The organism is Phytomonospora endophytica (assembly GCF_014202425.1).
GTDB lineage: Bacteria > Actinomycetota > Actinomycetes > Mycobacteriales > Micromonosporaceae > Phytomonospora > Phytomonospora endophytica.
Genome location: NZ_JACHGT010000006.1, coordinates 70,084 through 91,873, shown reverse-complemented (window position 1 = coordinate 91,873; position 21,790 = coordinate 70,084). Strand labels below are relative to the sequence as shown.

Here is a 21,790-nt window from a genome sequence, read left to right as displayed (position 1 = left end):
CGAAGCTCTAGACGGCACCCTGCTCGACCAGGTCGGGCGCGACCGCGGATACCGGGACGTCGGCCTCGGCGGCGGCGCGCAGCGCGGCCTCGACCCTGCGGTTGCTGGTCATCGTCGCCGTCACCGCGGTCATCGTCAGAAGCAGACCCGCGCCCACGAAGAAGGGCGTGCGCACGTCGAAGGCCGAGGCCAGCCAGCCGCCGAGGAAGGCACCGAACGGTGCCGCGCACATGGCGAGCATGCGGGAGGTCGAGGTGACCCGGCCCATCAGGTGGGCGGGGACGATCGCCTGCCGCAGGGAAGGGGCGAGCACCATCGTGGCGCCCATGCCCGCTCCGCAGACGGCGAGCGCGAGGCCGGCGACGTAGGGGTTCGGGGCGACGGCGAGGCCGAGGATGGCGAGTCCTTCGACGGCGGCCGTGCAGGTGAGCGCGGTGCCGGTGCCGAGGCGCCGGCCGAGCCGGGAGGCGATGCCGGCGCCGAGCAGGCCGCCGACGGCCTCGGCGGTGAGGAGGAGGCCGAAGCCGAAGGTGCTGATGCCGAGGCGGTCGTGCGCGTAGAGGGCGAGCACGGTTTCCATGGCGACGAAGGCGATGTTGCCGACCGCCGGTCGCAGCGCGAGGCCGAGGAGCAGCCGGTCGCGGAAGACGTGGGAGGCGCCGGCCCGCGCCTGGCGCAGTAGCGATTCGCGGGCCCGCGGTACGGGCCGGGACGTGGCGGGCAGTGACCGGACGAGGAATGCCGAGACCGCGAAGGACACGGCGTCGGCGAGCAGGGGGACCGACCGCCCGAGGGCGAGCAGGGCGCTGCCCGCCGGGGGTCCGGCGAAGCCGGAGGCGGCGGTCTGGGCGCCGCGCAGGCGGGAGTTGGCGCGTTCCAGGAGCGCCTGGTCGCGGCCGAGGAGGTCGGGCAGGTAGGCGGTGGCGGCGGTGTCGAAGAGGAGTCCGCCGAGGCTGAGGAGGAAGGCGACGGCCGCGAGCAGCGGGACGCTCAGGACGTCGAACGCGGCGGCGGCCGCGGGGATGAGGAGCAGGCCGGCGCGGGCGGCGTCGGTGACCCACATCGTGCGGCGACGGTCCCAGCGGTCGACGAGGGCGCCGCCGAGGACGCCGAAGAGCAGCCACGGCAGGGTTCCGGCGGCCGTGACGACGGCGAGCGTCATCGGGTCGCGGGTGAGCGTCAGGGCGAGCAGTGGCAGGGCGGCGTGGGTGACGCCGTCGCCGAGGGAGGAGATCGTCTGGGCGGTCCACAGCCGCCCGAAGCCGGGCGCGGTCACGTGGCGTCCCGTTCGGTCCGCGCGCGCGTGCCGGGGTGGAACAGCGCGAACACGAGGGACGTGTCGGGCAGCGAGGGGTCGGACAGTTCGCGGTACTCGTCGGCGAGGGCGTTCAGCCGCGCGCCGAGTTCGGCGAACTGCTCCTCGGTGAGCCGCAGGTGGGCCATCCGGACGTGCCGTTCACCGTCGACCGGTGCGGCCTCCAGGTCGGCGACCGCGTGCCGCATCAGGACGTCGGGTCCGCCTTCGCTGGATTCGGGGAGGACGATCCCCCGCGCGGCCATGGCGTAGTACCGCTCGATGACACCGCGGACCTTGCGGGTGCGGACGACCTTGATCAGCCCGGCCCGTTCGAGCAGGCGGACGTGGTAGCTGGAGCTCCCTTTGGCCAGGCCGACGCGCTCGGCGATCTGGGTGATCGTCGCGGGCTCGAAGCGCAGGACGGCCATGATCCGGTGGCGGGTGAGGTTGGAGACGGCGCGGAGCTGTTCGTCGGTGGTGACGTGGATGGTTTCGGGGACCTGCTCGGAAGAGGCCTCGGGCACGTGATCGGAAGACATGCGAGTAATGGTCAACGATTCTTGACCATTTGGCAAGGGGGAATTTCGGGAAGGTGGTTCGGCTGGTCGGCCGACGTCGGCGCGGGGGTGTCGAGACTCGCTCGGGCGGGACCACCGCGAAAGCCCTACGCCACCTCCTTGACGAACCGCACCCCCGTCGCCACGTACCCCCGCCGCTCGTAGAACCGGTGCGCCTCCGCGCGCGCCGCCCCCGACCCCAGCATCAGCTGCCGCGCGCCCTCGCCCCGGGCCCACGCCTCGAAGGCCTCGACCAGCGCCGACCCGGCACCTCGCCCGCGGAACCGCTCGTCGGCGATGAGGATCATCAGCTGGGCGACCGGCTCGTCGCGCTCCCACGGCCACATCACGTGCCCGCCGGCGAAGCCGACGGGACGGCCGTCGGCGTCGGTGTACACCCACGCCCGGTAGCCGGGCGCGGTGTTGCGCCGGATCCGCGCCGCCAGGGCCTCCACGGTCACCGGGTACCCGAGTTGCCCGAACATCTCCACGAGGCCCTCGACGTCCCCCGCCTCCACCACCCGCACGCTCATCGCGTGTTCCCGGGGCACTCGTCGACCGCCACGTCCCGCGCGATGCGCCGGATGTCGGTGGCGTCGGTGGTGACGACGGGCCACCCCCGGGTCCTCGCGACGTGCACGACGTGCGCGGTGGCGAAGTCGGTCAGGACGTCGTCGCGGATCGCGGGGAGCCTGGCGGCGCCGAAGGCCGACTCCGCGTCCAGCACGTCCATCTCGACGAGCGGCAGATCCAGCAGCATCCGCATCGCCCACACCCCACCCGCGGTGCCGCGTCGCGACCACGCGATCATCGCGGCGGAGGCCGGGACGACGAGGGGCACGTCGAGGCGCGCGGCCGTCATGATCATCGCCCGGACGTGCCAGGACGTCCCCTTGATGAACCCGTCGAAGACCGTGTGGTCGAGCACGCGCCCGGCCGACCCCGCCGGGAGCCTCTCCCGCGCCCACGCGAAGTACGGCTCGGCGGGCGGAATGAACATCCGCTCGCAGGTGGAGAGGAACTCGGCGAGCTGCTCGGCGCGTCCGGACATGCGCCGAAGGTACCCACCACCAGCCAGGACAGCTGACGCCCCACTGCCGTCAGACATGGCGTCAATCCTGGTGTCAGTGCGATGACAGAGCCGTGTCAGCGGCGCCTCCGACAGTAGGCGCATGACTCCATCAGCGATCACGGTCTCCGGGCTGCGAAAGGCGTTCAAGGACAAGTCCGTCCTCGACGGCGTCGACTTCGACGTCCCCGCGGGCACGATCTTCTCCCTGCTCGGCCCGAACGGCGCCGGCAAGACCACCACCGTGAACATCCTGACCACCCTCATGAAGGCCGACGGCGGCACCGCCCGCGTCGCCGGACACGACATCACCGCCGACGCCAAGGCGGTCCGCGCGGCCATCGGCGTCACCGGCCAGTTCGCCGCCGTCGACGAGCTCCTCACCGGCCGCGAGAACCTCCAGCTCATGGTCGACCTGAGCCGCGTCCCCGCCAAGGACGGCAAGCGCGTCGTCGCCGACCTCCTCGACCGCTTCGACCTGACCGAAGCGGCGGGCAAGCACGCCTCGACCTACTCCGGCGGCATGCGCCGCAAACTCGACCTGGCCATGACGCTCGTCGGCAACCCGAAGATCATCTTCCTCGACGAGCCGACCACCGGCCTCGACCCCCGCAGCCGCCGCACGATGTGGACCATCATTCGCGAGCTCGTCGCCGACGGCGCGACCATCTTCCTCACCACCCAGTACCTCGACGAGGCCGACCAGCTCGCCGACCGCATCGCCGTCCTCGACCAGGGCCGACTCGTCGCTCAGGGCACGCCCGACCAGCTCAAGCGCCAGCTGCCCGGCACTCATGTCCGGCTCCGCTTCACCTCCGGCGCCGAACTCGACGCGGCCGCGCGGATCTTCCCCGACGCCACCCGTGACGACGAGGCCCTGGCCCTGCGCGTCCCCAGCGACGGCGGCACGAAGTCGCTGCGGTCCCTCCTCGACCGCCTCGACGAGCACTCCCTCAGCGCCGAGGAGTTCTCGGTGCACACCCCCGACCTCGACGACGTTTTCCTCGCCCTGACGGGCCACACCGCGGAGGCCGCGAAATGAGCAAGTCCCACTCGGCGGTGATGCTCCGCCGCAACGTCAAGCACCTCACCCGCAACCCGACCTCGGTCTTCAACGCGGTGCTCATGCCCGTCGTGATGATGCTGATGTTCGTCTACATGCTCGGCGACGCCTTCAGCGTCGGCGTCGATTACGTCGACTACGCCACGCCCGGCATGCTCCTCATGGCCGTCTGCTACGGCCTGGGAGCGGTGGCGACCGCGGTGAACTCCGACATGACCAAGGGGATCATCAACCGCTTCAAGACCATGGATGTCTCGGGCGGCGCGGTGCTGACCGGGCACGTCATCGCCAGCGTCCTGACCAACCTGATCGCCATCGCGGCCGTGCTCGGCGTGGCCTTCGCACTCGGCCTCAGCCCGAACGCGAGCTTCACCGACTGGCTCGGCGTCGCCGGGATCGTCCTCCTGCTGTCCATCGCGGCCGCCTGGTTCACCATCGCGCTCGGCCTGTTCGCGAAGTCGCCGGAGACGGCCGGCATGGCCGTCCTGCCGCTGGTCATGCTTCCGTTCTTCAGCAGCGCGCTCGTCCCGGCCGACAAGATGGGCCCCGGCCTGAAGCAGTTCGCCGAGTACCAGCCCTTCACGTCGATCATCGAGACCCTGCGCGGCCTCCTCGCCGGCACGCCTGACTCCACCGACACGATCACCGCGATCGCCTGGTGTGTCGCGATCGCCGTCATCGGCTACGTCTGGGCGCGCCGGTCCTTCACGAAGCGAGCGTGACCGCGACCAGTTCCCGCCAGTCCACGCCCGCCCCTTCCGCCGCCGCCTCGGTGTACCCCGTGTCCCCGAGGCGGCTTCGCACCACCCGCTCGATGCGCGCGGAGTCCGGCTGGAAACGGTCGGGCCGTCCGCGTACGACATAGCTGGCCTCGACCAGCCGCGCCGCCTGCTCGGGCTCGTCGAGGCGCAGCGCCAGGTCGGCCACCCCGACCAGCGACTGCGCGATGATCATCGCGTGCGCCGACTCGTCGGCCGCCGCGATCGCCGCCGCGTGCTCCGCACGGGCCAGTTCGAGGTCCTCGGCGAGGTACCCCAGCAGGTCGTGCGTCGTCGCGACGATGTTCGGGCGCTCCGCCTCCGGCCCCAGCGCGGTCCGCAGGATGTCGAGCTGCCGCAGGGCCTCGTCGGCGTCACTGCTCCAGCGCGCGAGCATCGCCCGCTCCATGGCCAGCTGCGCGAGCGTGCCCGGCCAGGTGACCCGCTGGGCGCCCCGCTCGGCCTCCGCCAGGGCGACCGCGCTGGCATCCTCGTCGCCCGAGATCCAGTACATCAGCGCCTGCCGGCCGCGCATCCGGATCACGTCGTCCTCGACGCCCAGTTCGGCGATCGCCGCGATCGCCTCCTCGTAGTACTCGCAGGCCCGAACCAGTTCACCGCGCCCGGCGAGCAGGTCGGCCAGCTCGGTCAGCGCGAAGGAGATCCCGAAGCGCTCGCCGAGCGCGCGGAACTCGGCGAGGGCCTGGGCGACATAGGTCTCGGCGAGGTCGACCTCGACGCCGAGCACGATCCGCATCTTGCCCGTCTGGAGGCGGGCGAGCGCCCGCACCCACGGGTCGGGGTCGGCGAGCACCGGTTCGAAGGCGCTGACGAAGCCCTCGGGCCCGTGCAGGAGGCGCTCACTGGCGACGACGAGGCCGAGCGCGGGGTGGCCGCGCGGGTGGTCCTTGACGAGTTCGTAGGACCGCCGGATCCACTCGGCGGCGGCGTGCGCGTCGCTCGGGCCGGTGTTGAGGAACATGGTGATGAGGGCGTAGACGGTGGCGCGGATGTCCCCGGGCACCTCGCCCGGCAGTTCGGTGGCGGCCGTCAGCAGTTCCATGCCCTCGGCCCGGCTGCCGCCGAGCCACCAGTACCAGCCGCAGCCCGCCGCGAGCCGCATCGCCTCGGGCGCCTCGCCGGCGGCGATGGCACCGCGCATGGCGGCGACGATGTTGTCGTGCTCGGCCTGGACCCTGCCGAGCCAGTCGACCTGGTCGGCGCGACGGAGGTGCGGTTCGGCGGTGTTGGTGAGCTCGGTGAAGAAGGCCAGGTGCGCACGGCGGGCGAGGTCGGTCTCCCCCGCCTCGGCGAGTCGCTGCTGGGCGTACTCCTTGATGGTGCCGAGCATGCGGTAGCGGGCGGCGCCTTCACCCTGGACGACGACGAGGGACTTCTCGGCGAGGGCGTCGAGGAGGTCGAGGACCTCGTAGTCCTCGACGGCCTCACCGGCGCAGACCTTCTCGGCGGCCTCCAGGCTCGCGCCGCCGTGGAAGACCGAGAGCCTGCGCAGGACCGTCCGTTCGGCGTCGCTGAGCAGCTCCCAGCTCCAGTCGACCATCGCGCGCAGGGTGCGGTGGCGGGGCAGGGCCGTGCGGCTGCCACCGGTGAGGAGGCGGAAACGGTCGTCGAGGCGCTCGGCGAGCTGGTCGACGGACATCGTGCGCAGCCTCGCCGCGGCCAGCTCGATCGCCAGGGGCATGCCGTCGAGGGTGCGGCAGATCCGCACCAGCGTCGACAGGGTGAGCGCGTCGACCGTGAGGTCCTTGTGGACCGCGCGGGCGCGGTCGAGCAGCAGCATGACGGCCGGGGACGACTCGGCCGCGGCGGCGTCGGCCCCGGCGGCGGGGAGGGCCAGGGGCGCGACCGGCCACAGCGCCTCACCGGTGATGCCGAGGGGTTCGCGGCTGGTCGCGAGGATCCGCAGGCGGCGGCACTCGCCGAGGACGCGGTGGGCGAAGGCCGCGGCCGTCTCGATGACGTGCTCGCAGTTGTCGAGGATCAGCAGGGCGTCGCGCTCGCGGATGGCGGCGACGAGCCGGTCGGCGGGCTCGGCGTTCGTCGCGTCGCCGAGCAGCGCGTCGCGGAGTCCGAGGGCCGCGATCGTGGCCTGGGCGACGTCGTCGTCGGGGCCGATGGGGGCCAGCTCGACGAGCCAGGCACCGTCGGGGAGGTCACCGAGGAGGGTGCGGCCCGTCTCGGTGGCCAGGCGCGTCTTGCCCGAACCACCGGGCCCGATGAGGGTCGTGAGCCGGTGCTCGCCGATGAGCTCGGAGACGGCGGCCAGGTCGGCCTCCTTGCCGATGTAGCTGGTCAGCTCGGCGCGGAGGTTGGTCTTACGGTTCTCCTCGCGGCCGCCGAGTTCGCCGCGCAACAACGCGACGTGCAGGGCCGACAGCTCCGGCGAGGGATCGACGCCGAGCTCGTCGCCGAGGAGCTCGCTGGTGCGCTGGTAGACCAGCAGGGCCTCGCTGTCGCGGCCGCTGGCGACGAGGGCGCGCATGAGGGCGGCGACGAGACGTTCGCGGACCGGGTTGGCGGCGACCAGGTCGGTGAGCTCGGTGACCAGTTCGGCGCCGTGCCCGAGGCCGACCTCGGCGTCGTAACGGTCCTCCATGGCCGTCAGGCGCAGGCGTTCGAGGCGCGTGACGGCCGCGTCGAAGGCCGCGCTCTCGGGCAGCCCGACGTCCTGCATGGCCGAGCCGCGCCACAACCCGAGGGCCTCGCGCAGACGCCGGACCCGCTGCGACTCGTCGTCCTCGCGGGCCCGGCCGACGAGGCGCTCGAAGCGCACGGCGTCGACGTCGTCGGGTCCGGCGTTGAGGCGGTAACCGTCGGTGTGGCCCTCGACGGAGCCTTCGGGCAGGACCTTCCGCAGGCGGGAGACCAGGCGCTGGAGGGCGTTGGCGGCGTCCGAGGGCGGCTGCTCGCCCCAGATCCAGTCGACCAGCGAGCCCTTCGGGACGACGTGCCCCGGGTTGAGCGCCAGGGCGATGAGCAGCCCGCGCAGGCGGGCGCCCGGGACGTCGGCGAGACCGCCGTCGTCCGTGCGCACCTCGAAGGGTCCGAGCATCCCGATCTGCATTGGGCCGATTGTGCCACGACGCCCGCTACCCCCCGGCCGTCGAGCGGGCGCGGCCCCGTTCACTGGTACGGGATGGTCACGCCCGCCGCCCGCAGCCTCTTCTCGACGAGCGATGTCAGCCGCGCCATCGCCGGCCCGTGGTCCTCGCCGTGGTGGTTGAGCAGCCCGTACCCGGCGGTGTCGGTGCGGGCCTGGAGATCCATCGAGAAGCCCAGCAGCACCGGGTTGGCCAGGAAGCACTCCGCCATCGCGGTGGCCAGCTCCTCGACGCGGGGGTCGTCGGGCGCCAGGTCCTTGGCGGCCCAGCACTCTCTGTTCAGCGCCATGAAGCGCGTGTCGGCGAGCACCTCCTCGGCGTGGCCGAGGTAGTCCTCGAAGGCGTCGGGCACGAGGGCGCGCATGAGGACCATGCCTTCACGGTGGGCCTCGATCTCCTCGGGGGTGAGGCCGAGTTCGACACCGCGGTCGAGCAGCCGGCAGGCGCGTTCGGGCAGCAGTGCCCGGTCGCCGTGGGCCAGCCGGCGCAGCGTGTCCCGCCGGGCGGCCAGCTCCTCGATGCGTTCGGTGAGACGCCGCTCGACGTCGGCGAGGGCCGTGGTGAAGCGGTCGCCGTCGACGTCGAGCAGGGGCCCGACCTCGGTCAGCGGCACCCCGGCGGCGGCCAGCGTCCGGACCTGGACGAGCCGCAGCAGGTCGGCCGAACGGTAGCGGCGGTACCCGGAGGAGTCACGCGGTGGTTCGGGAACAAGACCGTGCTTGTGATAGTGCCGCACGGTCTTGATCGTGACTCCCGCGAAGGCCGCCGCCCGGCCGATCGTGACGCCGTCCCTCATGGCCTCAGCCGACCTCTCCCGCCAGGTCGCGGACCACCCCGGCGATCACGCGAAAGTCCTTGCGGACGACCGTGCCGTGGTTGCCCGCGGCCTTCGCCGCCACCGTGAGCCTCGGGTTGCGCAGGAGCACCGGATCGAGGGTCTTGCGCATGTCCCGCTGAAGCGTGCCCGAACTGCCGAAGGCCTCCCCCGAGGCGACGACGTAACGGACCGGAACCGTCACCGCGTCCAGGACGGGATTGAGCTCGGCGTGCAGCCGGTGGGCCTCGATGGCGATCTCCACGTGCCCCTCACCGCTCATCCGGCCCGCGTTCCCGAACAGGCGCGCCACCGGCAGCAGCCACCGGGCCTTCCGGAACAACCGCCGGATGTTCTCCAGGTCGGCCTCCTCGGTCCAGCCGGTCGGATAGGGCCCGTCGACGCCGACCACACCGGCGACGCGATCGGGATGCCGGACCGCCCAGTGCACGCCGAGGAGCGCGCCGTACGACCACCCCACGAGCAGCGGCCGCGCGATCCCGCGAGCCGTGAGGACCGCGTCGAGGTCGCGGACGCACGCCTCGAAGGAGTAGTCGGCCGACAGCCCCGACCTCCCGCGCCCCCGCTCGTCATAGGTGACGTGGCGCCACCCGGCGCCGAGTTCACCGACGACGGGACGCCAGTGGCGGCGGCTCCCATAGGAACCGTTGAGGTAGACGACGGGCGTGCCGGAGCCGCCGGTGTCGGTGACGGCGAGGGCGGTGTCATCGACCGGGAGCATGCCGGTCCAGGCCTTTTCGGTGTCGTTCATGGCGCGAGCGTCCACCTTGACCTCGGGTCAATGTCAAGCCGTTCGCGTCAGCGCCCGCACGTCCCACACCCACACGCCCTCGACCTGCTCGCCTTCACCCAGCAGGTCCGTCAGCGTGCTCAGCAGCGCCGCCTGCGAGGGCGTGTCGGCGAGCACGACGGCGTCGGCCTTCCACTCCTGGAGGTCGATGCGGGCCTGGATGATGTGCGCGGGCGTGATCTCGGGGACCTGCCCGGTGCGGTCGACCCAGAACAGCAGGCTCGCCGTCGGGTTGCGCGGACCGCTCCACATGCCGTCGCCGGTCTCGGGATGCGGGCCGATGAAGGCGCCGAGCGGGATCGCGAAGCCGAGATCGGCGGCGACCTGCCAGCGCATGCCGGTCCAGTTCACCTCGCCGGGCAGCGGCACGGGGATGAGGGTGCGGCCGTCGTCGACGTAGTCGTCCCACGTGCCGGCGGTGAAGAACTCGGGGATGCCGGAGCGCTCGGAGGTGACGACCGGCAGCGGCAGCAGGGGGATCACCGCGACCGTCACCGCGGCGAACCAGCCGATGCGCAGGTTGCGGTAGACCGACTCCTCCGACAGGCGCGGTTTGACGCGTCCGTGCCCGAGCGAGCGCACCTGGTCGATGCCGTAGGCGACGAGCAGCGCCACGACCGGCAGCAGCGGCAGGCTCAGGCGGGTCGGGAGCGTCGAGTCGATCAGCGGGACGTGCTCGACGAGCGAGTAGGGGCCGGGGATCCCGGTCCACCAGCCGTTGATCTTCACTTCGGGGCCGAAGGAGAAGAGCATGAACACCAGGCTGGTCAGCACCGCCGCGCGCAACGCCGGATGCCGCCGCCACAGCCACACCGCGAAGACGATGACCAGCAGCGCCAGTCCCCAGCCGTAGAAGGTGTTCTCCTCGGTCGGGTTGTGCCGCAGGGAGAACCCCGGCGGTTGCAGGGTTCCGGCGATCGAGCCGGTCGGGAGCGCGACGTAGGAGGCGACGTCGGCCTCGAAGGCACGCGCGGCCCAGGGAATGCCCACATAGGACTGGGGACCGAAGAACTGGTACCACAGCGGGTAGGCCAGCAGGACCACGCCGATGACCGCCGCGACGCCCAGACCCCTGACGTAGCGCGGGATCCACTCGCGGACGTCGTCCCAGCGAATGAAGGCGTAGAAGAGCGTGAAGACCATCATGAACAGCGCGATGAGGAAGACGATCTCCTCACCGATGAACATCTGCACGACGATCAGCAGGCCGAGGGCGACGCCGCCGCGCCAGGTCCGGCCCGGTTCGCGCAGGCGCAGGATCTGGTTGACGATCAGCGGGACGAGCACCATCGCGGTGAAGTTGAGGTGCGCGTTGGCGTGCGACATCGTCGCCGGGCCGAAGGCGCAGATCGCCGCGCCGGCGAAGGCCGCGATGCGCGACAGGCGCAGCCGCTTGACCATCACGTAGTACCAGGTCGCCGCGGTCCCGAACAGTCCGAGCGTCATCGCCAGGGTGTAGGCGAACGGCGCCCCGAAGGCGATCGTGATCGGCGCGAAGAGCGTCCCGATGGCGATCACCGAGGTGTTCGCCATGAGGTTGACGCCGTCCGGCGCATTGAGCAGCGTCGTGCCCAGCGGGTTCTGCCAGTGCGTGATCGAGTAGGCCGCGTGTTCGAGCATCCACTCGAACAGCTCCTGGTCGCCGCCGGGGTTGTTGCTCATGATCCGGCCGGCCGGGTCGAGCCAGAGGTTCGAGATCACCCACACCGAGGCCAGGAAGAACACCGCGAGGGGAAGCCGGTGTGGGCGCAGCCGGGCTCCAAGGGCACGCCAGCGACTGCGCACAGATCGACCTCCGTCTATAGCTCTGGCCGCCGCTCCGTGCGCGTGGCCGCAGTGAGTATACGAAGTAGGGTGAATAACCCCGGCTGAGTGCTTCCTGGGTGCCCACGGCGACGCCACCCCGTACCCTTCCCTGGCATGACGACAGCCACCGCCGACCCCCTGCGCCGGCAGCGCGGCACCGAGGTCCTGCTGGTCCTGGCCATCTCGCTCGGCCAGTCGGCGGTGTACTCGCTGGTCAGCATCATCGCCAAGCTCACCGCCCCCGGCGGGCTCGCCCAGGCGACCTCGACCCTCAACGGCTCGGCCGCGCCCGGCCGCCCGTGGCTCGACCTGACCTACCAGCTCCTCGGCATCGTCTTCGCGCTCGTCCCGGCCGCCTTCGCCGTCCATCTTCTCGCGCGGGACGGCGTCAGCCCCTGGCGGACCATCGGCCTCGACCTGCGCCGCCCGCTCTTCGACCTCGGCAGCGGCGTCGGCCTCACCGCCCTGATCGGCATCCCGGGCCTGGCGCTGTACTTCGTCGCGCGCGAGCTCGGGCTGAACACCACCGTCGTCGCCGAGGCCCTGCCGGGCGTGTGGTGGGCCGTGCCGGTCCTGATCCTCGCGGCGGTGCAGAACTCGCTGCTGGAGGAGGTCGTGGTCGTCGGGTACCTCATGACCCGGCTCCGGCAGATGCGGTACGGGACGGTCGCGGTGATCCTGTCCAGCGCGACCCTGCGAGGCGCCTACCACCTCTATCAGGGTTTCGGTGGATTCGTGGGCAATTTCGTCATGGGGCTGGTCTTCGGTTACTGGTACAAGCGCACCGGCCGGATCGGCGGACTCGTCGTCGCCCACGCCCTCCTCGACATTGTGGCCTTCGTCGGATTCGCCCTTTTCAAAGAACAGCTCAGCTGGCTCACAAACTGAATAACACAATTACAGATCTCGATTTGATAACGCCCAGATCACTAATGCTGATCAAGTGCTTGTGACATATTTCCCGAGCACTGCGTTTTCCCTAGGCTCCGCCTAGCGCGTTCGTGTGATCGCGCTTCGGAGGAGGCAACAACTAGTGTCGTCACAGCGAGTGGCCGGGTTTAAACGCCCGGCGGCGCTTGCTTTCACCACCGCGGCGGTCACCGCCTTCGCGCTGGTGGGCACAGGTAGCGCCCAGGCTGACCCGGGTGTCCCGGGCAGCGAAGCATATGAAGCCGGTACATACCTCGTGCAGGTCGCCGGACTCCCCGTCGCTTCTTACGATGGCGGAATATCCGGTTACGCGGCCACGAAGCCGGCGGAGGGCGAGGGACTCAGTTCCACCGACCCCGCCGTGCAGGCCTACGAGGGTTATCTGGCACAAGCCCAGGAATCGGTGCTGACCAAAGTCCCCGGCGCCGACAAAATCTACAGTTATGACACCACTTTCAACGGTTTCGCGGTAAAGCTCACCGCGACCGAGGCCACCGCGATGGCCAAGACCAACGGTGTCACCAACATGTGGAAGAACGAACTCCACGCGCCCGACACGTCGAGCACGCCCGACTTCCTCGGCCTCACCGGCGCCAACGGGGTCTGGGAGACGCAGTACGGCGGCGACGAGAACGCCGGCTCCGGCGTCGTCGTCGGCATCGTCGACTCCGGCTACTGGCCGGAGAACCCCTCGTTCGCGCCGCTGCCCGAGCCGCGCCCCGAGGGTGAGGACGAGGCCGTCTACGGTGGCGCCCGCGGCTTCACCGGCACCTGCGACCAGGGTTCCGACGAGGACCCGACCGCCAACGTCGAGTGCAACAACAAGGTCATCGGCGCCCGCTACTTCGGTGAGGGCATCAAGGCCAGCTCCACCCCGCCCGTCGAGGGCGAGTTCGACTCGCCGCGCGACTTCGGCGGACACGGCAGCCACACCGCCTCGACCGCCGCCGGCAACCACGGCGTCGACGCGAGCATCGACGGCACCCCCGTCGGCAAGATCTCGGGCATGGCCCCGGCCGCTCGCCTGTCGATCTACAAGGCGTGCTGGGAGACCATTGACCCCGACGCCTGCGCGACCACGGTCGACCTCGTCGCCGCGATCGAGCAGGCCACGACCGACGGCGTCGACGTGATCAACTACTCGATCTCGGGTTCCTCGACCTACGTCGTCGACCCGGTCGAGATCGCGTTCCTCAACGCCGCCGCCGCGGGTGTGTTCGTGGCCGCCTCGGCCGGTAACTCCGGCCCGGGCGCGAGCACGGTGGCGCACAACAGCCCGTGGCTGACCACGGTCGCCGCCAGCACCCACGACCGTGACTTCCAGGCCGCCGCGCTCCTCGGCGACGGACAGAAGCTCACCGGCGCGGGACGTGGCGCGGCCCTGCCCAGCACGGACGTCGTCCTCGCCAAGGACATCCCGGCCGCGGGCGCGAGCGCGTCCGACGCCAACCTGTGCGTGATCGGCGCCCTCGACCCGGCCAAGGCGGCCGGGAAGATCGTCGCCTGCCAGCGCGGTGTCAACGCCCGTACCGACAAGTCGATCGCCGTCAAGCAGGCCGGCGGCGTCGGCATGATCCAGTTCAACGTGCCCGGTGGCGCCGCGGACATCGCGGCCGACTTCCAGGTCGTCCCGTCGGTGCACGTCAACGCCGCCACGGGCACCAAGCTGCTGAACTACCTGAAGTCCACCAAGACGCCCACCGCGTCGCTGGAGGCCGGCAAGCAGGTCAGCAAGCGCGCGCCCGAGATGGCCGGCTTCTCCTCGGCCGGACCGGCGAACGCCGGTGGCGGTGACCTCCTCAAGCCCGACATCACCGCGCCCGGCGTGGACGTGATCGCGGCCGTGGCGCCTCCCGGCAACAACGGCAACAACTACTCGTCCTACCAGGGCACCTCGATGTCGAGCCCGCACATCGCGGGCCTGGCCGCGCTGATCATCGGCAAGCACCCGGACTGGTCGCCGATGGCGGTCAAGTCGGCGATGATGACCACCGCGTCGCAGACCGACAACACCGGCAAGCCGATCCAGCGCGGCGGGCACAACGCCACCCCGCTCGACTTCGGTGCCGGCCACGTCGCCATCGCGAAGGCCTTCGACCCGGGCCTGGTCTACGACTCGAACCCGGTCGAGTGGGTGCAGTACGCCTGTGGCCTCGGCCAGTGGCAGCTGCTCCAGGGCGGCGCGGAGATGTGCGCGGAGCCCGACCCCGAGTCGAACTCCGGCGGCGTCGGCTCGATCGACCCCTCGGACCTGAACTACGCCTCGATCTCGGTCGGCGACCTCGCCGGCAAGCAGACGGTGACCCGCACGGTCACCAACGTCGGCACGAAGACCGAGACGTACTTCGCGACCATCGAGGCGCCCGCGGGCACCAAGGTGAGCGTCGACAAGCAGAGCATCACGCTGCGCCCGGGCGCGTCGGCGACCTTCAAGGTCACCATCACGCGCACGACCGCCGCGCTGGAGCAGTACTCCTTCGGCTCCCTCACGTGGCGTTCGCTCAAGGGCAAGACGGTCCGCAGCCCCATCGCGGTCCGTTCCGTCGCGCTCTCGGCCCCGGCCGAGGCGACGGGCACCGGCACCGACGGCTCGGTGAAGCTGTCGGTGAAGCCCGGCTTCAGCGGGACGCTGAAGTCGGTCGCGACCGCCCTGGCGCCCGACCAGGCCGCGACGCTGCCGCTGAAGACCGGTGGAGAGGGCTTCGACCCCGCCAACCCGGCCACCAGTGACCGCGTCGGCAAGGTCGAGCTGTCCGTGCCGGACGACGCGGTCTTCGCGCGGTTCTCGACGGCCAACGCCGACTTCGCGCAGTACGGCGAAGGCACCGACGTGGACCTCTTCGTGTTCCAGAAGGTCGGCGACGAGCTGGTGTACCTGGGCAACTCCGCGGCCGGCGGCTCCGACGAGTCGGTGACGCTCCCCGCGGGCGCCGACTACGTCCTGTTCGTCGACCTCTACGCGGCCCCGGTGGCGTCCCTCGACGTGCCGGTGCACACGTGGGTCGTCGGTGGCGAAGGCGCCGACCTGACGGTGAACCCGGCCTCGGCCAAGGTCACCACGGGCACGGCGGTCGACGTCACGGCGAGCTGGACCGGCCTCCAGGCCGACGGCAACTACCTCGGCGCGGTCTTCTACCTGGACGGCGCCAACGAGCAGGTCGGGTACACGGTCCTCAACGTGACCTCCTGACACCCGCTCAACGACCGCCCCTCGCCTCACCGCGGGGGGCGGTTTTTCACGCCCACGACCACTCTCCGACAGCCCCCACCACACCCCACGCCGCCGCGTGCCAACCACTTTGCAAGCCGCCGACGGCGACCGGTATGCTCGACCGGCGCGTATCCGATCGCGGATGCGTGTGGAGGCTTCGCCTAGTCTGGTCTATGGCGCCCGCCTGCTAAGCGGGTTTGGGGTTCATCCCCCATCCCGGGTTCAAATCCCGGAGCCTCCGCGCTTGCACGTAGAACGGCCCCTCACCTGCGGTATCGCAGAGGAGGGGCCGTTTCCTATGTTGGGGGTCGGGTCTCGCAGGGGCTCACGGAGGCCCGTTGGATCTCACTGACCGTGTCGTATCTGTGTCGGCGTTCGCCGACACAGTCTCTCGCTGTCGGCCCTGGTCGGCTGGCCGTGAACGGTGCCACCGTCGAAGCGTGGGAGCGCTCCGCGGTGCCGCCCGGCGACGTGCTCGTCGCGGCCGGAATGCTCTCCCACAGCTCACCGACGAGACCTTGAGGTTCAACATCCTGCTCGTCGACGGCCGCATCTGCGTCATTCAGCTCTACCGGCCAGAGATGCGCGGTGGGGACAGTCCAACGTTCGTGATGAAACGCCGCTGGACGTCGGCCGGGCTCTTCTCCACCTACGAAGCCATCTTCCAGTCCATCTGGGACGAGGAGAGATCGTATGACCGATCACTTGGCCGTCGCACAAGCCGCCGTCGACGCGGCGGCCGCGATCGTCCGCGAACGCCAGATCGGCGCCCGAACCGCGAAGGGCGATCGGGACCATGCCACCGAAGCCGACTACGCGTCGGAGGACGCGGTCCGGGCGTTCCTGCGCGAGGCCACGCCGGACATCCCGTTGCTCGGTGAAGAGCGCGGCCTCACCGGCTCGGACGCCGGTGGGCTGCTGTGGACCCTGGACCCGATCGACGGGACGGTGAACTACGCCCACGGCGTCCCGCTGTGCGCGGTCTCCCTGGCGCTCCTGGAGAACGGCACGCCGGTTGTCGGCGTCGTTGATCTGCCGTTCCTGGGGACGCGGTTCCACGCGATCCAGGGCGGTGGGGCCTTCCAGGACGGCAAGCCGATCTCCGCCAGCAACACGATGACGCTGTCGGAGGCCCTGGTATCCATCGGCGACTACGCCGTCGGCACGAACGCCGAGACCAAGAACCACGCCCGTCTGGCGCTGACCAGCAAACTCATCCCGGAAGTGCAGCGCCTGCGCATGTTCGGCTCGGCGGCGATCGACCTTGTATGGGTCGCCAACGGCACCACCGACGCCGTCATCATGCTCAGCAACAACTCATGGGACGTGATGGCCGGTGTCGTCATCGCCCGCGAGGCCGGGGCCGTGGTCCTCGGCGCCGACGGCGAACCACACTCGTTGAGTTCAGCAGCTACGATCGCCGTCGCCCCCGGCCTCGCCGTCGATCTCATGAGGGTCATCAGCTGACGGACCAGTAGTCCGGACCACGAGGATGCGCCAGGGCGAACGTTAGTCAGGCGGACCCGGCTCAAGGTCGATTCTCTCGGCGGCGCTCAGCACCTCGGGGTGCAATCGGCGTTCCGCGCTGAACACCTCGATGCCCAGTATCCGCCCATCCGAGTCGTAGTCGAGTACTGCCAAGTTGTCCTCGGTCGGTACCTGCCGGACCGCTTCTCCTGGTCCAATCTCAACCAAGTAGATGTACGCCATGTCTGCTGTGGCGTCGTAAGTGACTCGCATTGACAGCCCTCCTGTGATCGCCTCGGCTGGCAGGCTACTAAGGATGAGGGGCCGGAAGTGCTCCGCCGGAAGCCGTCGCGGCACCTCCGCGCTGGCTCCATGCTTCCGGCGGGGCCGTCAAGGTCTCGAACGCCTCCCGCAGTTCTGTCGCTTCGGGTAGGTCGTGCCGTTCGACCGCTTCGACGATTTCGGCCGCTCTCCATTGGTTGGAGGGGACGATCCGGCCGGACTCGATGGCGCGTTGTGTGGCGTTGGCGGCTTCGTCGAGTTGGCCGGCGGAGATGAGGGCAAGTGACAGGTCAACGTGCGCGCTGGCAGTCCGACGTGACCACCGCGCGGGATCCGGCCCGGCGTCGAGGTGGCTGATGACCTCCCGGGCGTACTGCTCGGCGGCGCCGTCGCGGCAGCATCCTGCGCTAGGTCAATATGAAGCGTCGCCGCAATCAGGCTCAGCCACCCGGCGATGACGAGAATCCGTCGCCGCTCGGCGAGCGTGGCCCGCGCGTCGAGGAGCTGCGCGACGTATCCCGAATAGCTGCGAACACGGTCGAGGAGCTGTGTCGGCATGCGGAGCGGCACCTATCTGCACAGATGCGTCAGAGAGTGCGCAGCCTGCGGCATGCCATGGCCCTGCCCCGCCGAGATCGGGGCAATCGTCGCGGCCATCGGGCGTGAATCATGAGCCTCTACGACAGCCCGTACCCCGGGGAAGCCGTCGGACCCCACGCCCGAAGCGGGGACGGCACCTCATGCGCCCACTGCACACGAGCAGCCAGTACACCGACCTCACACACAACCGTTCCCTGGCCGTGCCCACCAGTTCGAGAAGTACGGCGCCGTGCCAGATAGGTTAAATGGTCATGACCAATCCGGGCTCTAGTTTGCCTGAGCGGATAGGAGAATGGGCAATTTGGTTTTCCTGACCGGCGCCCTTCAAAGATCACATTTTCTTTCTCCTGCCCTGCGCCGAGAGTATCCTAGCTGCTCAGCGAATTGCCGGGAACCTACATCCAGGTTGCTTTCGGGCAACGACCGATAAGAAACAGTGAGGGCAAGACCCCCAGGGTCACGAAGTGGCAGAGCTAATGTCGCTGAATGCGAAAACTCTGGTCATCGTTTAGAACCTTCATTGCCAAGATCCCTCGAATCAGCTGGCTGGTTCTCGGAACCGTAGTCGCCGTGGGGCCGGTGGTTCGATATGTCACCACCGCAGCCATTGATCCCGCGATGGCAGCTTCAATTTTGGGTGGATTTGCCACCATTACGGTTGCTGCGCTGACGGTCGCCCTCGGCCGGTACGTAGAGCGGATGAAACAAATCGAAGCCGAACAACACCAGCGGCGGGCCGAGATGCACTCTGAGTTCATCGCAGAGTTCGTCCGAGGGCTTGGTCTTGATCAAGCACCTAGCGTGCGCAAACCTGTTGGCGAGGCACAGCTCGCCCAGACAATGGCGAACTTCACCGCCTCAGCCCTAGCTTGGTCGACACCGGTCGTGCTCCAGGCGGTTCGCCAATGGCGCAAGGATTCGAATCAACTAAGCACCGAGGCTCAAAGCGATCCCGCGTTTGTGTTTGGCTCCGTGGAACGACTGATAAGGGCCATTCGCGTTGAGCTTGGACATAGCGACAAGGGACTCAAAGACTACGACCTAGTCGGACTATTTGTAAACGATCTTGATTCATTCCTGACAAAACGTGGAATCAAGACCTAAATCTCCCGGTCTAGGAATTGCGTGCCCGAACCCGACTACGGGAGCTGGTCAACGACCACACCCGGGTCAAGTCGTCGAAGTCTTTCCGCATCGCACGTAAGGACCTCCCAGCCGCACGCACGGGCAGCCAGGACAACCCACGCGGCCGTCGGGTCCTATGTGCCGCTCTGGTCGTGGAGGGCGTCGATGTCGCGGCGGGGGGAGTCGGTCCGGGCGGGGACGACGTAGACCTCAGGGTGCGTGGCGAAGATGTCGAGTGGGCCGGCCGACTCGGGGCGCAGGGCGCGCGCTTCGGCCAGGGCGAGGCCCGGCACGTAAAGGGTGAGGCCGTGAGCGGCGGCTACGGCTGACTAGGAGCGCATGTAGTCGGAGCCTTCGGCGAGGGCTGCGAGGCCGATCCATCAAGGATTCGGCCGCCGATCACGCGGCGTCGCCGAGGTCGCGGACCGGCATGCCCTCTTCTCGCAGCTGCGCGAGGGTGGGAGCTGGGAGTCCGAGACTGGCGTAGATCCGTTCGTAGTGCGCGACCGCGGGCACCTCGTCGGGCGTGCGGATCAGCGCGTGGGTGACACCCAAGCCACGCTGACGCCGGGCCTCGGCGGTCTCGCCTTCAACGGTGTTCTGTCACCAGTGTCACCAACGTCAACGGGAGGCCAAAAGGCGGCTCGGTCTCATGCGGTCGAGACCGAGCAGACTGCTGGCTAACCTGGCGGCATGAGTTGGACGTACACGGTCGCGTCGGGCGGTCTCTCCCATGGAGGCGTCGGGGACGGCGTGGGTGCGTTCTACGGGTGGGGGCCGCTGCACACCTTCCACACGTTGCTCGCCGCTGAGGCCGCGGTCGACCTCCCACGCATGGAGGGTTTTGGCGGGGAGTCTTCCTGGAGCACGCTCGCCACGCCCCTGCGTCCGCTCTTCGATCTCGACTACGCCAACAGCGATCACCCCGTGGACCGCTACACCGAGATCGTTGCGTTCCTGCGAGCCGCCCAGCTTCGCTGGGCCCGGGACGGCTTCGCCGGTCTGCATCAGCCCGAAAGAGTTGACGATCCTTCCGAGATGCCTTCGTGGGCCCGGGAACTCCAAACCATCACCCTGGGCAAGCTCATCGCAGTGTTCGAGGAGTGCCTACGTTCACGGCAGAGGATCGTCATCGTCTGACCCTGCCGTGTCGTCTCCGTGTCGGCTCCCCCTCCGGCGAGGTGCCTTGAGCGTCGTCCCGATCCGCTTCAACGCGGCGGCTTCGTCGTTGTCGATGCACCGGGCGTAGACGCGCATGAGCACCTGGACGCTGTGACCGGCCCAGCCCGCCGCGCGGGGCACGGCTACACCGCTGGCAAGCCATGTGGAGATACACGCGGCCCGGAGGTGGTAGGGCACCTTCGCCAGCGGAGACGCGAACTGAGCGGACGTGAGCACCGCCGCCTGGGCACGCGACCACACCCGGCAAGCCGACATGTGCGCCGCCGCCGACGTCGTCCTGTTCCGTCAACGTGGGAAGGCTGGGGCCTCCCGATCGTCGAGGGCGCGGCGGCCGGCCGTCTCATCGTCGCCGGGCCGTGCCCGGTCCTCGACGAGATCCGCACAGTAGGTGTGCAGGTGTACGACCCGGCCGAGGTCGAAGAGGTGGCCTGTCTGCTGGGCAACGACGAGGTATGCGCGGCCGTCGTCGACGCCAACTGGAGCGCCGTCCGCGACCGCTTCGGCCTGGCGGAGCTGCCGGCCGGGCTTGAGCGGCTCGCTCGGCGAGCGGTCCGGCTCATGGCCGGCTGGGCGGCCCCTCCCCGCCACGCCCTGATCGTTACGCGTGTTCGGGGCTCGTCCCCGCGTCCGCGAAGTTCGCCGCGAACTCGTCTCCGGGCGGGATGTTGGTGATCACGTCGATGAGCACGCCGTCGGGTCCGGCGACGATGAAGTGCCGCTGTCCGAACTCCTCACTCCTCAGCGACAGCTCTTCGACAAGGCCCTCGTCTCCGACGAGTCGCCGATACTCGGCGTCGACGTCGTCGACCTCGACGTTGAGCAGGAGACCGCCTTGGAGTGGCTTGCGGTAGGCGGCGGGGACGGTGGGGTGGGACGGATCTAGCAGTGCCAGCTCGTAGTGGTGCGCGTCGGCTCGGCGGAGGCTGACGTACCAGTCGGCGTCGAAGGTGACCTCGAAGCCGAAGTGACGCACGTAGAAGTCGCGGGCGGCGGCGACGTCGGCGGAGCACAGGACGGGGTAGAAGCCGCGCAGGGTCATGGTCTCTCCTCGGATCGCGTTCACATACCTTGGGTATGTGAAGGTAGCTGGCATACTCTCGGTATGTCAACCAGGGTCGAACAACGTGAGCAGACGCGCCGGGCGCTGCTCGCCGAAGGACGCCGCCGCTTCGCCGCCGACGGGTACCACGCCGTGGTCTTCGACGACGTCGCCAAGGCCGTCGGCGTCACCAAGGGCGCCGCCTACCACCACTTCGGCAGCAAGGCCGGGCTGTTCACCGCCGTCGTGCGCGAGACCCAAGAGGAGCTGGGCACCCGGGTCGCGGCGGCCGCCGACGCCGTCGCCGACCCCTGGGACTCGTTCGTGGCCGGCTGCCGCGCCTTCCTCGCCGCCGGGGCCGACCCGGAGATCCGCCGCATCGTCCTGGTCGACGCGCCGGCCGTGCTCGGCTGGAACGAGTGGCGCGACATGGACGACGCGGCCTCCGCGCGCCACCTGCGCGAGGCGCTGTGCGGGCTGATGTCGGCGGGGGTCATCGCCTCGGGGCCCGTCACGCCCATCGCGCGGCTGCTGTCGGGCGCGATGAACGAGGCCGCGCTCTGGCTCGCGCAGGAACCGGACGACGCGTCCCTCGACGAGACGGCCGCGGCACTCGAAGGGCTCCTCGCGGGGCTGCGCATCCCATAGGCTCGGGGG

The 21,790-nt window shown here is 69.8% G+C and carries 20 protein-coding genes and 1 tRNA gene; 9 read left to right on the top strand and 12 right to left on the bottom strand.

Annotated elements, in window-relative coordinates:
• Positions 1 to 7: 7 nt before the first annotated feature.
• From HNR73_RS14770 to HNR73_RS14755, 4 genes are all read right to left on the bottom strand, one after another.
• The gene (locus HNR73_RS14770) at positions 8 to 1,276 is read right to left on the bottom strand and encodes an MFS transporter (RefSeq protein WP_184788018.1); all 1,269 of its coding nucleotides are present in this window, start codon (positions 1,274 to 1,276) and stop codon (positions 8 to 10) included.
• Positions 1,273 to 1,836 (bottom strand): ArsR/SmtB family transcription factor, encoded by a 564-nt coding sequence (locus tag HNR73_RS14765; RefSeq protein WP_184788017.1) that lies wholly within the window; start codon positions 1,834 to 1,836, stop codon positions 1,273 to 1,275. Before HNR73_RS14765 ends, HNR73_RS14770 begins: the two co-directional genes overlap by 4 nt.
• A gap of 125 nt (positions 1,837 to 1,961) precedes the next feature.
• Positions 1,962 to 2,387, bottom strand: a complete 426-nt coding sequence (locus HNR73_RS14760) for a GNAT family N-acetyltransferase (protein ID WP_203685742.1) — start codon at positions 2,385 to 2,387, stop codon at positions 1,962 to 1,964.
• A complete protein-coding gene (locus HNR73_RS14755) occupies positions 2,384 to 2,905 on the bottom strand; it encodes a hypothetical protein (RefSeq protein ID WP_184788016.1) in 522 nt (173 codons plus the stop codon). Before HNR73_RS14755 ends, HNR73_RS14760 begins: the two co-directional genes overlap by 4 nt.
• A gap of 121 nt (positions 2,906 to 3,026) precedes the next feature.
• Here HNR73_RS14755 and HNR73_RS14750 point away from each other — a divergent pair, with 121 nt between their 5' ends.
• Positions 3,027 to 3,965: an ATP-binding cassette domain-containing protein gene (locus tag HNR73_RS14750; protein ID WP_184788015.1), complete on the top strand. Its 939-nt coding sequence runs from the start codon at positions 3,027 to 3,029 to the stop codon at positions 3,963 to 3,965.
• Positions 3,962 to 4,708 (top strand): ABC transporter permease, encoded by a 747-nt coding sequence (locus tag HNR73_RS14745; RefSeq protein ID WP_184788014.1) that lies wholly within the window; start codon positions 3,962 to 3,964, stop codon positions 4,706 to 4,708. The genes HNR73_RS14750 and HNR73_RS14745 overlap by 4 nt, the downstream gene beginning before the upstream one ends.
• Here the strand turns inward: HNR73_RS14745 and HNR73_RS14740 are convergent.
• Genes HNR73_RS14740 through HNR73_RS14725 form a run of 4 tightly spaced genes read right to left on the bottom strand, consistent with a single transcriptional unit; the run spans position 4,692 to position 11,276 of the window.
• On the bottom strand, positions 4,692 to 7,829 hold the full coding sequence (locus tag HNR73_RS14740) for an AfsR/SARP family transcriptional regulator (protein WP_184788013.1): 3,138 nt from the start codon (positions 7,827 to 7,829) through the stop codon (positions 4,692 to 4,694). The two genes, HNR73_RS14745 and HNR73_RS14740, sit on opposite strands and share 17 nt — an antisense overlap.
• A gap of 59 nt (positions 7,830 to 7,888) precedes the next feature.
• Positions 7,889 to 8,662 carry a MerR family transcriptional regulator gene (locus HNR73_RS14735; protein WP_184788012.1) on the bottom strand — a complete coding sequence of 258 codons (774 nt, stop codon included), beginning with the start codon at positions 8,660 to 8,662 and terminating at the stop codon, positions 7,889 to 7,891.
• A gap of 4 nt (positions 8,663 to 8,666) precedes the next feature.
• Positions 8,667 to 9,452, bottom strand: a complete 786-nt coding sequence (locus HNR73_RS14730) for an alpha/beta hydrolase (RefSeq protein ID WP_203685744.1) — start codon at positions 9,450 to 9,452, stop codon at positions 8,667 to 8,669.
• 33 nt (positions 9,453 to 9,485) lie between these two features.
• Positions 9,486 to 11,276 (bottom strand): DUF6311 domain-containing protein, encoded by a 1,791-nt coding sequence (locus tag HNR73_RS14725; RefSeq protein ID WP_184788011.1) that lies wholly within the window; start codon positions 11,274 to 11,276, stop codon positions 9,486 to 9,488.
• 135 nt (positions 11,277 to 11,411) lie between these two features.
• Between HNR73_RS14725 and HNR73_RS14720 the strand changes: the two genes are divergently transcribed.
• From HNR73_RS14720 to HNR73_RS14705, 4 genes are all read left to right on the top strand, one after another.
• Positions 11,412 to 12,185 carry a CPBP family intramembrane glutamic endopeptidase gene (locus tag HNR73_RS14720; protein WP_184788010.1) on the top strand — a complete coding sequence of 258 codons (774 nt, stop codon included), beginning with the start codon at positions 11,412 to 11,414 and terminating at the stop codon, positions 12,183 to 12,185.
• A gap of 403 nt (positions 12,186 to 12,588) precedes the next feature.
• Positions 12,589 to 15,417 (top strand): S8 family peptidase, encoded by a 2,829-nt coding sequence (locus HNR73_RS14715; protein ID WP_239121928.1) that lies wholly within the window; start codon positions 12,589 to 12,591, stop codon positions 15,415 to 15,417.
• 171 nt (positions 15,418 to 15,588) lie between these two features.
• A tRNA-Ser gene (locus HNR73_RS14710) sits at positions 15,589 to 15,679 on the top strand.
• A gap of 452 nt (positions 15,680 to 16,131) precedes the next feature.
• Entirely contained in the window at positions 16,132 to 16,905 is a 774-nt protein-coding gene (locus tag HNR73_RS14705) for an inositol monophosphatase family protein (RefSeq protein ID WP_184788009.1), read from the top strand.
• A 42-nt stretch (positions 16,906 to 16,947) separates the two neighbouring features.
• Here the strand turns inward: HNR73_RS14705 and HNR73_RS14700 are convergent, their stop codons facing one another.
• Complete coding sequence (locus tag HNR73_RS14700; protein WP_184788008.1) at positions 16,948 to 17,178, bottom strand: DUF2283 domain-containing protein; 231 nt, start codon at positions 17,176 to 17,178, stop codon at positions 16,948 to 16,950.
• 1,095 nt (positions 17,179 to 18,273) lie between these two features.
• Between HNR73_RS14700 and HNR73_RS14695 the strand changes: the two genes are divergently transcribed.
• Complete coding sequence (locus HNR73_RS14695; RefSeq protein WP_184788007.1) at positions 18,274 to 18,891, top strand: hypothetical protein; 618 nt, start codon at positions 18,274 to 18,276, stop codon at positions 18,889 to 18,891.
• A 155-nt stretch (positions 18,892 to 19,046) separates the two neighbouring features.
• On the opposite strand, the gene HNR73_RS14690 is transcribed toward HNR73_RS14695, so the two are convergent.
• Both HNR73_RS14690 and HNR73_RS14685 read right to left on the bottom strand, forming a co-directional pair.
• Complete coding sequence (locus HNR73_RS14690) at positions 19,047 to 19,205, bottom strand: hypothetical protein (protein WP_184788006.1); 159 nt, start codon at positions 19,203 to 19,205, stop codon at positions 19,047 to 19,049.
• Between the two features lie 106 nt (positions 19,206 to 19,311).
• Positions 19,312 to 19,467, bottom strand: coding sequence for a hypothetical protein (locus HNR73_RS14685; RefSeq protein WP_184788005.1), 156 nt, complete (start codon positions 19,465 to 19,467; stop codon positions 19,312 to 19,314).
• Between the two features lie 138 nt (positions 19,468 to 19,605).
• On the opposite strand from HNR73_RS14685, the gene HNR73_RS14680 reads away from it, so the two are divergent.
• Positions 19,606 to 20,052 (top strand): hypothetical protein, encoded by a 447-nt coding sequence (locus HNR73_RS14680; RefSeq protein WP_184788004.1) that lies wholly within the window; start codon positions 19,606 to 19,608, stop codon positions 20,050 to 20,052.
• A gap of 640 nt (positions 20,053 to 20,692) precedes the next feature.
• Here the strand turns inward: HNR73_RS14680 and HNR73_RS14675 are convergent.
• Complete coding sequence (locus HNR73_RS14675) at positions 20,693 to 21,133, bottom strand: VOC family protein (RefSeq protein ID WP_184788003.1); 441 nt, start codon at positions 21,131 to 21,133, stop codon at positions 20,693 to 20,695.
• A 63-nt stretch (positions 21,134 to 21,196) separates the two neighbouring features.
• Between HNR73_RS14675 and HNR73_RS14670 the strand changes: the two genes are divergently transcribed.
• Positions 21,197 to 21,781: a TetR/AcrR family transcriptional regulator gene (locus HNR73_RS14670; protein WP_184788002.1), complete on the top strand. Its 585-nt coding sequence runs from the start codon at positions 21,197 to 21,199 to the stop codon at positions 21,779 to 21,781.
• Positions 21,782 to 21,790 lie beyond the last annotated feature (9 nt).

Excerpts from the sequence above, each read along its gene's own strand:
- HNR73_RS14735 (WP_184788012.1), bottom strand. The coding sequence starts at position 8,662 with ATGAGGGACGGCGTCACGATCGGCCGGGCGGCGGCCTTCGCGGGAGTC.
- HNR73_RS14740 (WP_184788013.1), bottom strand. The coding sequence starts at position 7,829 with ATGCAGATCGGGATGCTCGGACCCTTCGAGGTGCGCACGGACGACGGC.
- HNR73_RS14705 (WP_184788009.1), top strand. The coding sequence starts at position 16,132 with ATGACCGATCACTTGGCCGTCGCACAAGCCGCCGTCGACGCGGCGGCC.
- HNR73_RS14720 (WP_184788010.1), top strand. The coding sequence starts at position 11,412 with ATGACGACAGCCACCGCCGACCCCCTGCGCCGGCAGCGCGGCACCGAG.
- HNR73_RS14730 (WP_203685744.1), bottom strand. The coding sequence starts at position 9,452 with ATGAACGACACCGAAAAGGCCTGGACCGGCATGCTCCCGGTCGATGAC.
- HNR73_RS14680 (WP_184788004.1), top strand. The coding sequence starts at position 19,606 with ATGAGTTGGACGTACACGGTCGCGTCGGGCGGTCTCTCCCATGGAGGC.
- HNR73_RS14670 (WP_184788002.1), top strand. The coding sequence starts at position 21,197 with ATGTCAACCAGGGTCGAACAACGTGAGCAGACGCGCCGGGCGCTGCTC.
- HNR73_RS14695 (WP_184788007.1), top strand. The coding sequence starts at position 18,274 with ATGCGAAAACTCTGGTCATCGTTTAGAACCTTCATTGCCAAGATCCCT.
- HNR73_RS14755 (WP_184788016.1), bottom strand. The coding sequence starts at position 2,905 with ATGTCCGGACGCGCCGAGCAGCTCGCCGAGTTCCTCTCCACCTGCGAG.
- HNR73_RS14700 (WP_184788008.1), bottom strand. The coding sequence starts at position 17,178 with ATGCGAGTCACTTACGACGCCACAGCAGACATGGCGTACATCTACTTG.
- HNR73_RS14765 (WP_184788017.1), bottom strand. The coding sequence starts at position 1,836 with ATGTCTTCCGATCACGTGCCCGAGGCCTCTTCCGAGCAGGTCCCCGAA.
- HNR73_RS14750 (WP_184788015.1), top strand. The coding sequence starts at position 3,027 with ATGACTCCATCAGCGATCACGGTCTCCGGGCTGCGAAAGGCGTTCAAG.
- HNR73_RS14675 (WP_184788003.1), bottom strand. The coding sequence starts at position 21,133 with ATGACCCTGCGCGGCTTCTACCCCGTCCTGTGCTCCGCCGACGTCGCC.
- HNR73_RS14745 (WP_184788014.1), top strand. The coding sequence starts at position 3,962 with ATGAGCAAGTCCCACTCGGCGGTGATGCTCCGCCGCAACGTCAAGCAC.
- HNR73_RS14760 (WP_203685742.1), bottom strand. The coding sequence starts at position 2,387 with ATGAGCGTGCGGGTGGTGGAGGCGGGGGACGTCGAGGGCCTCGTGGAG.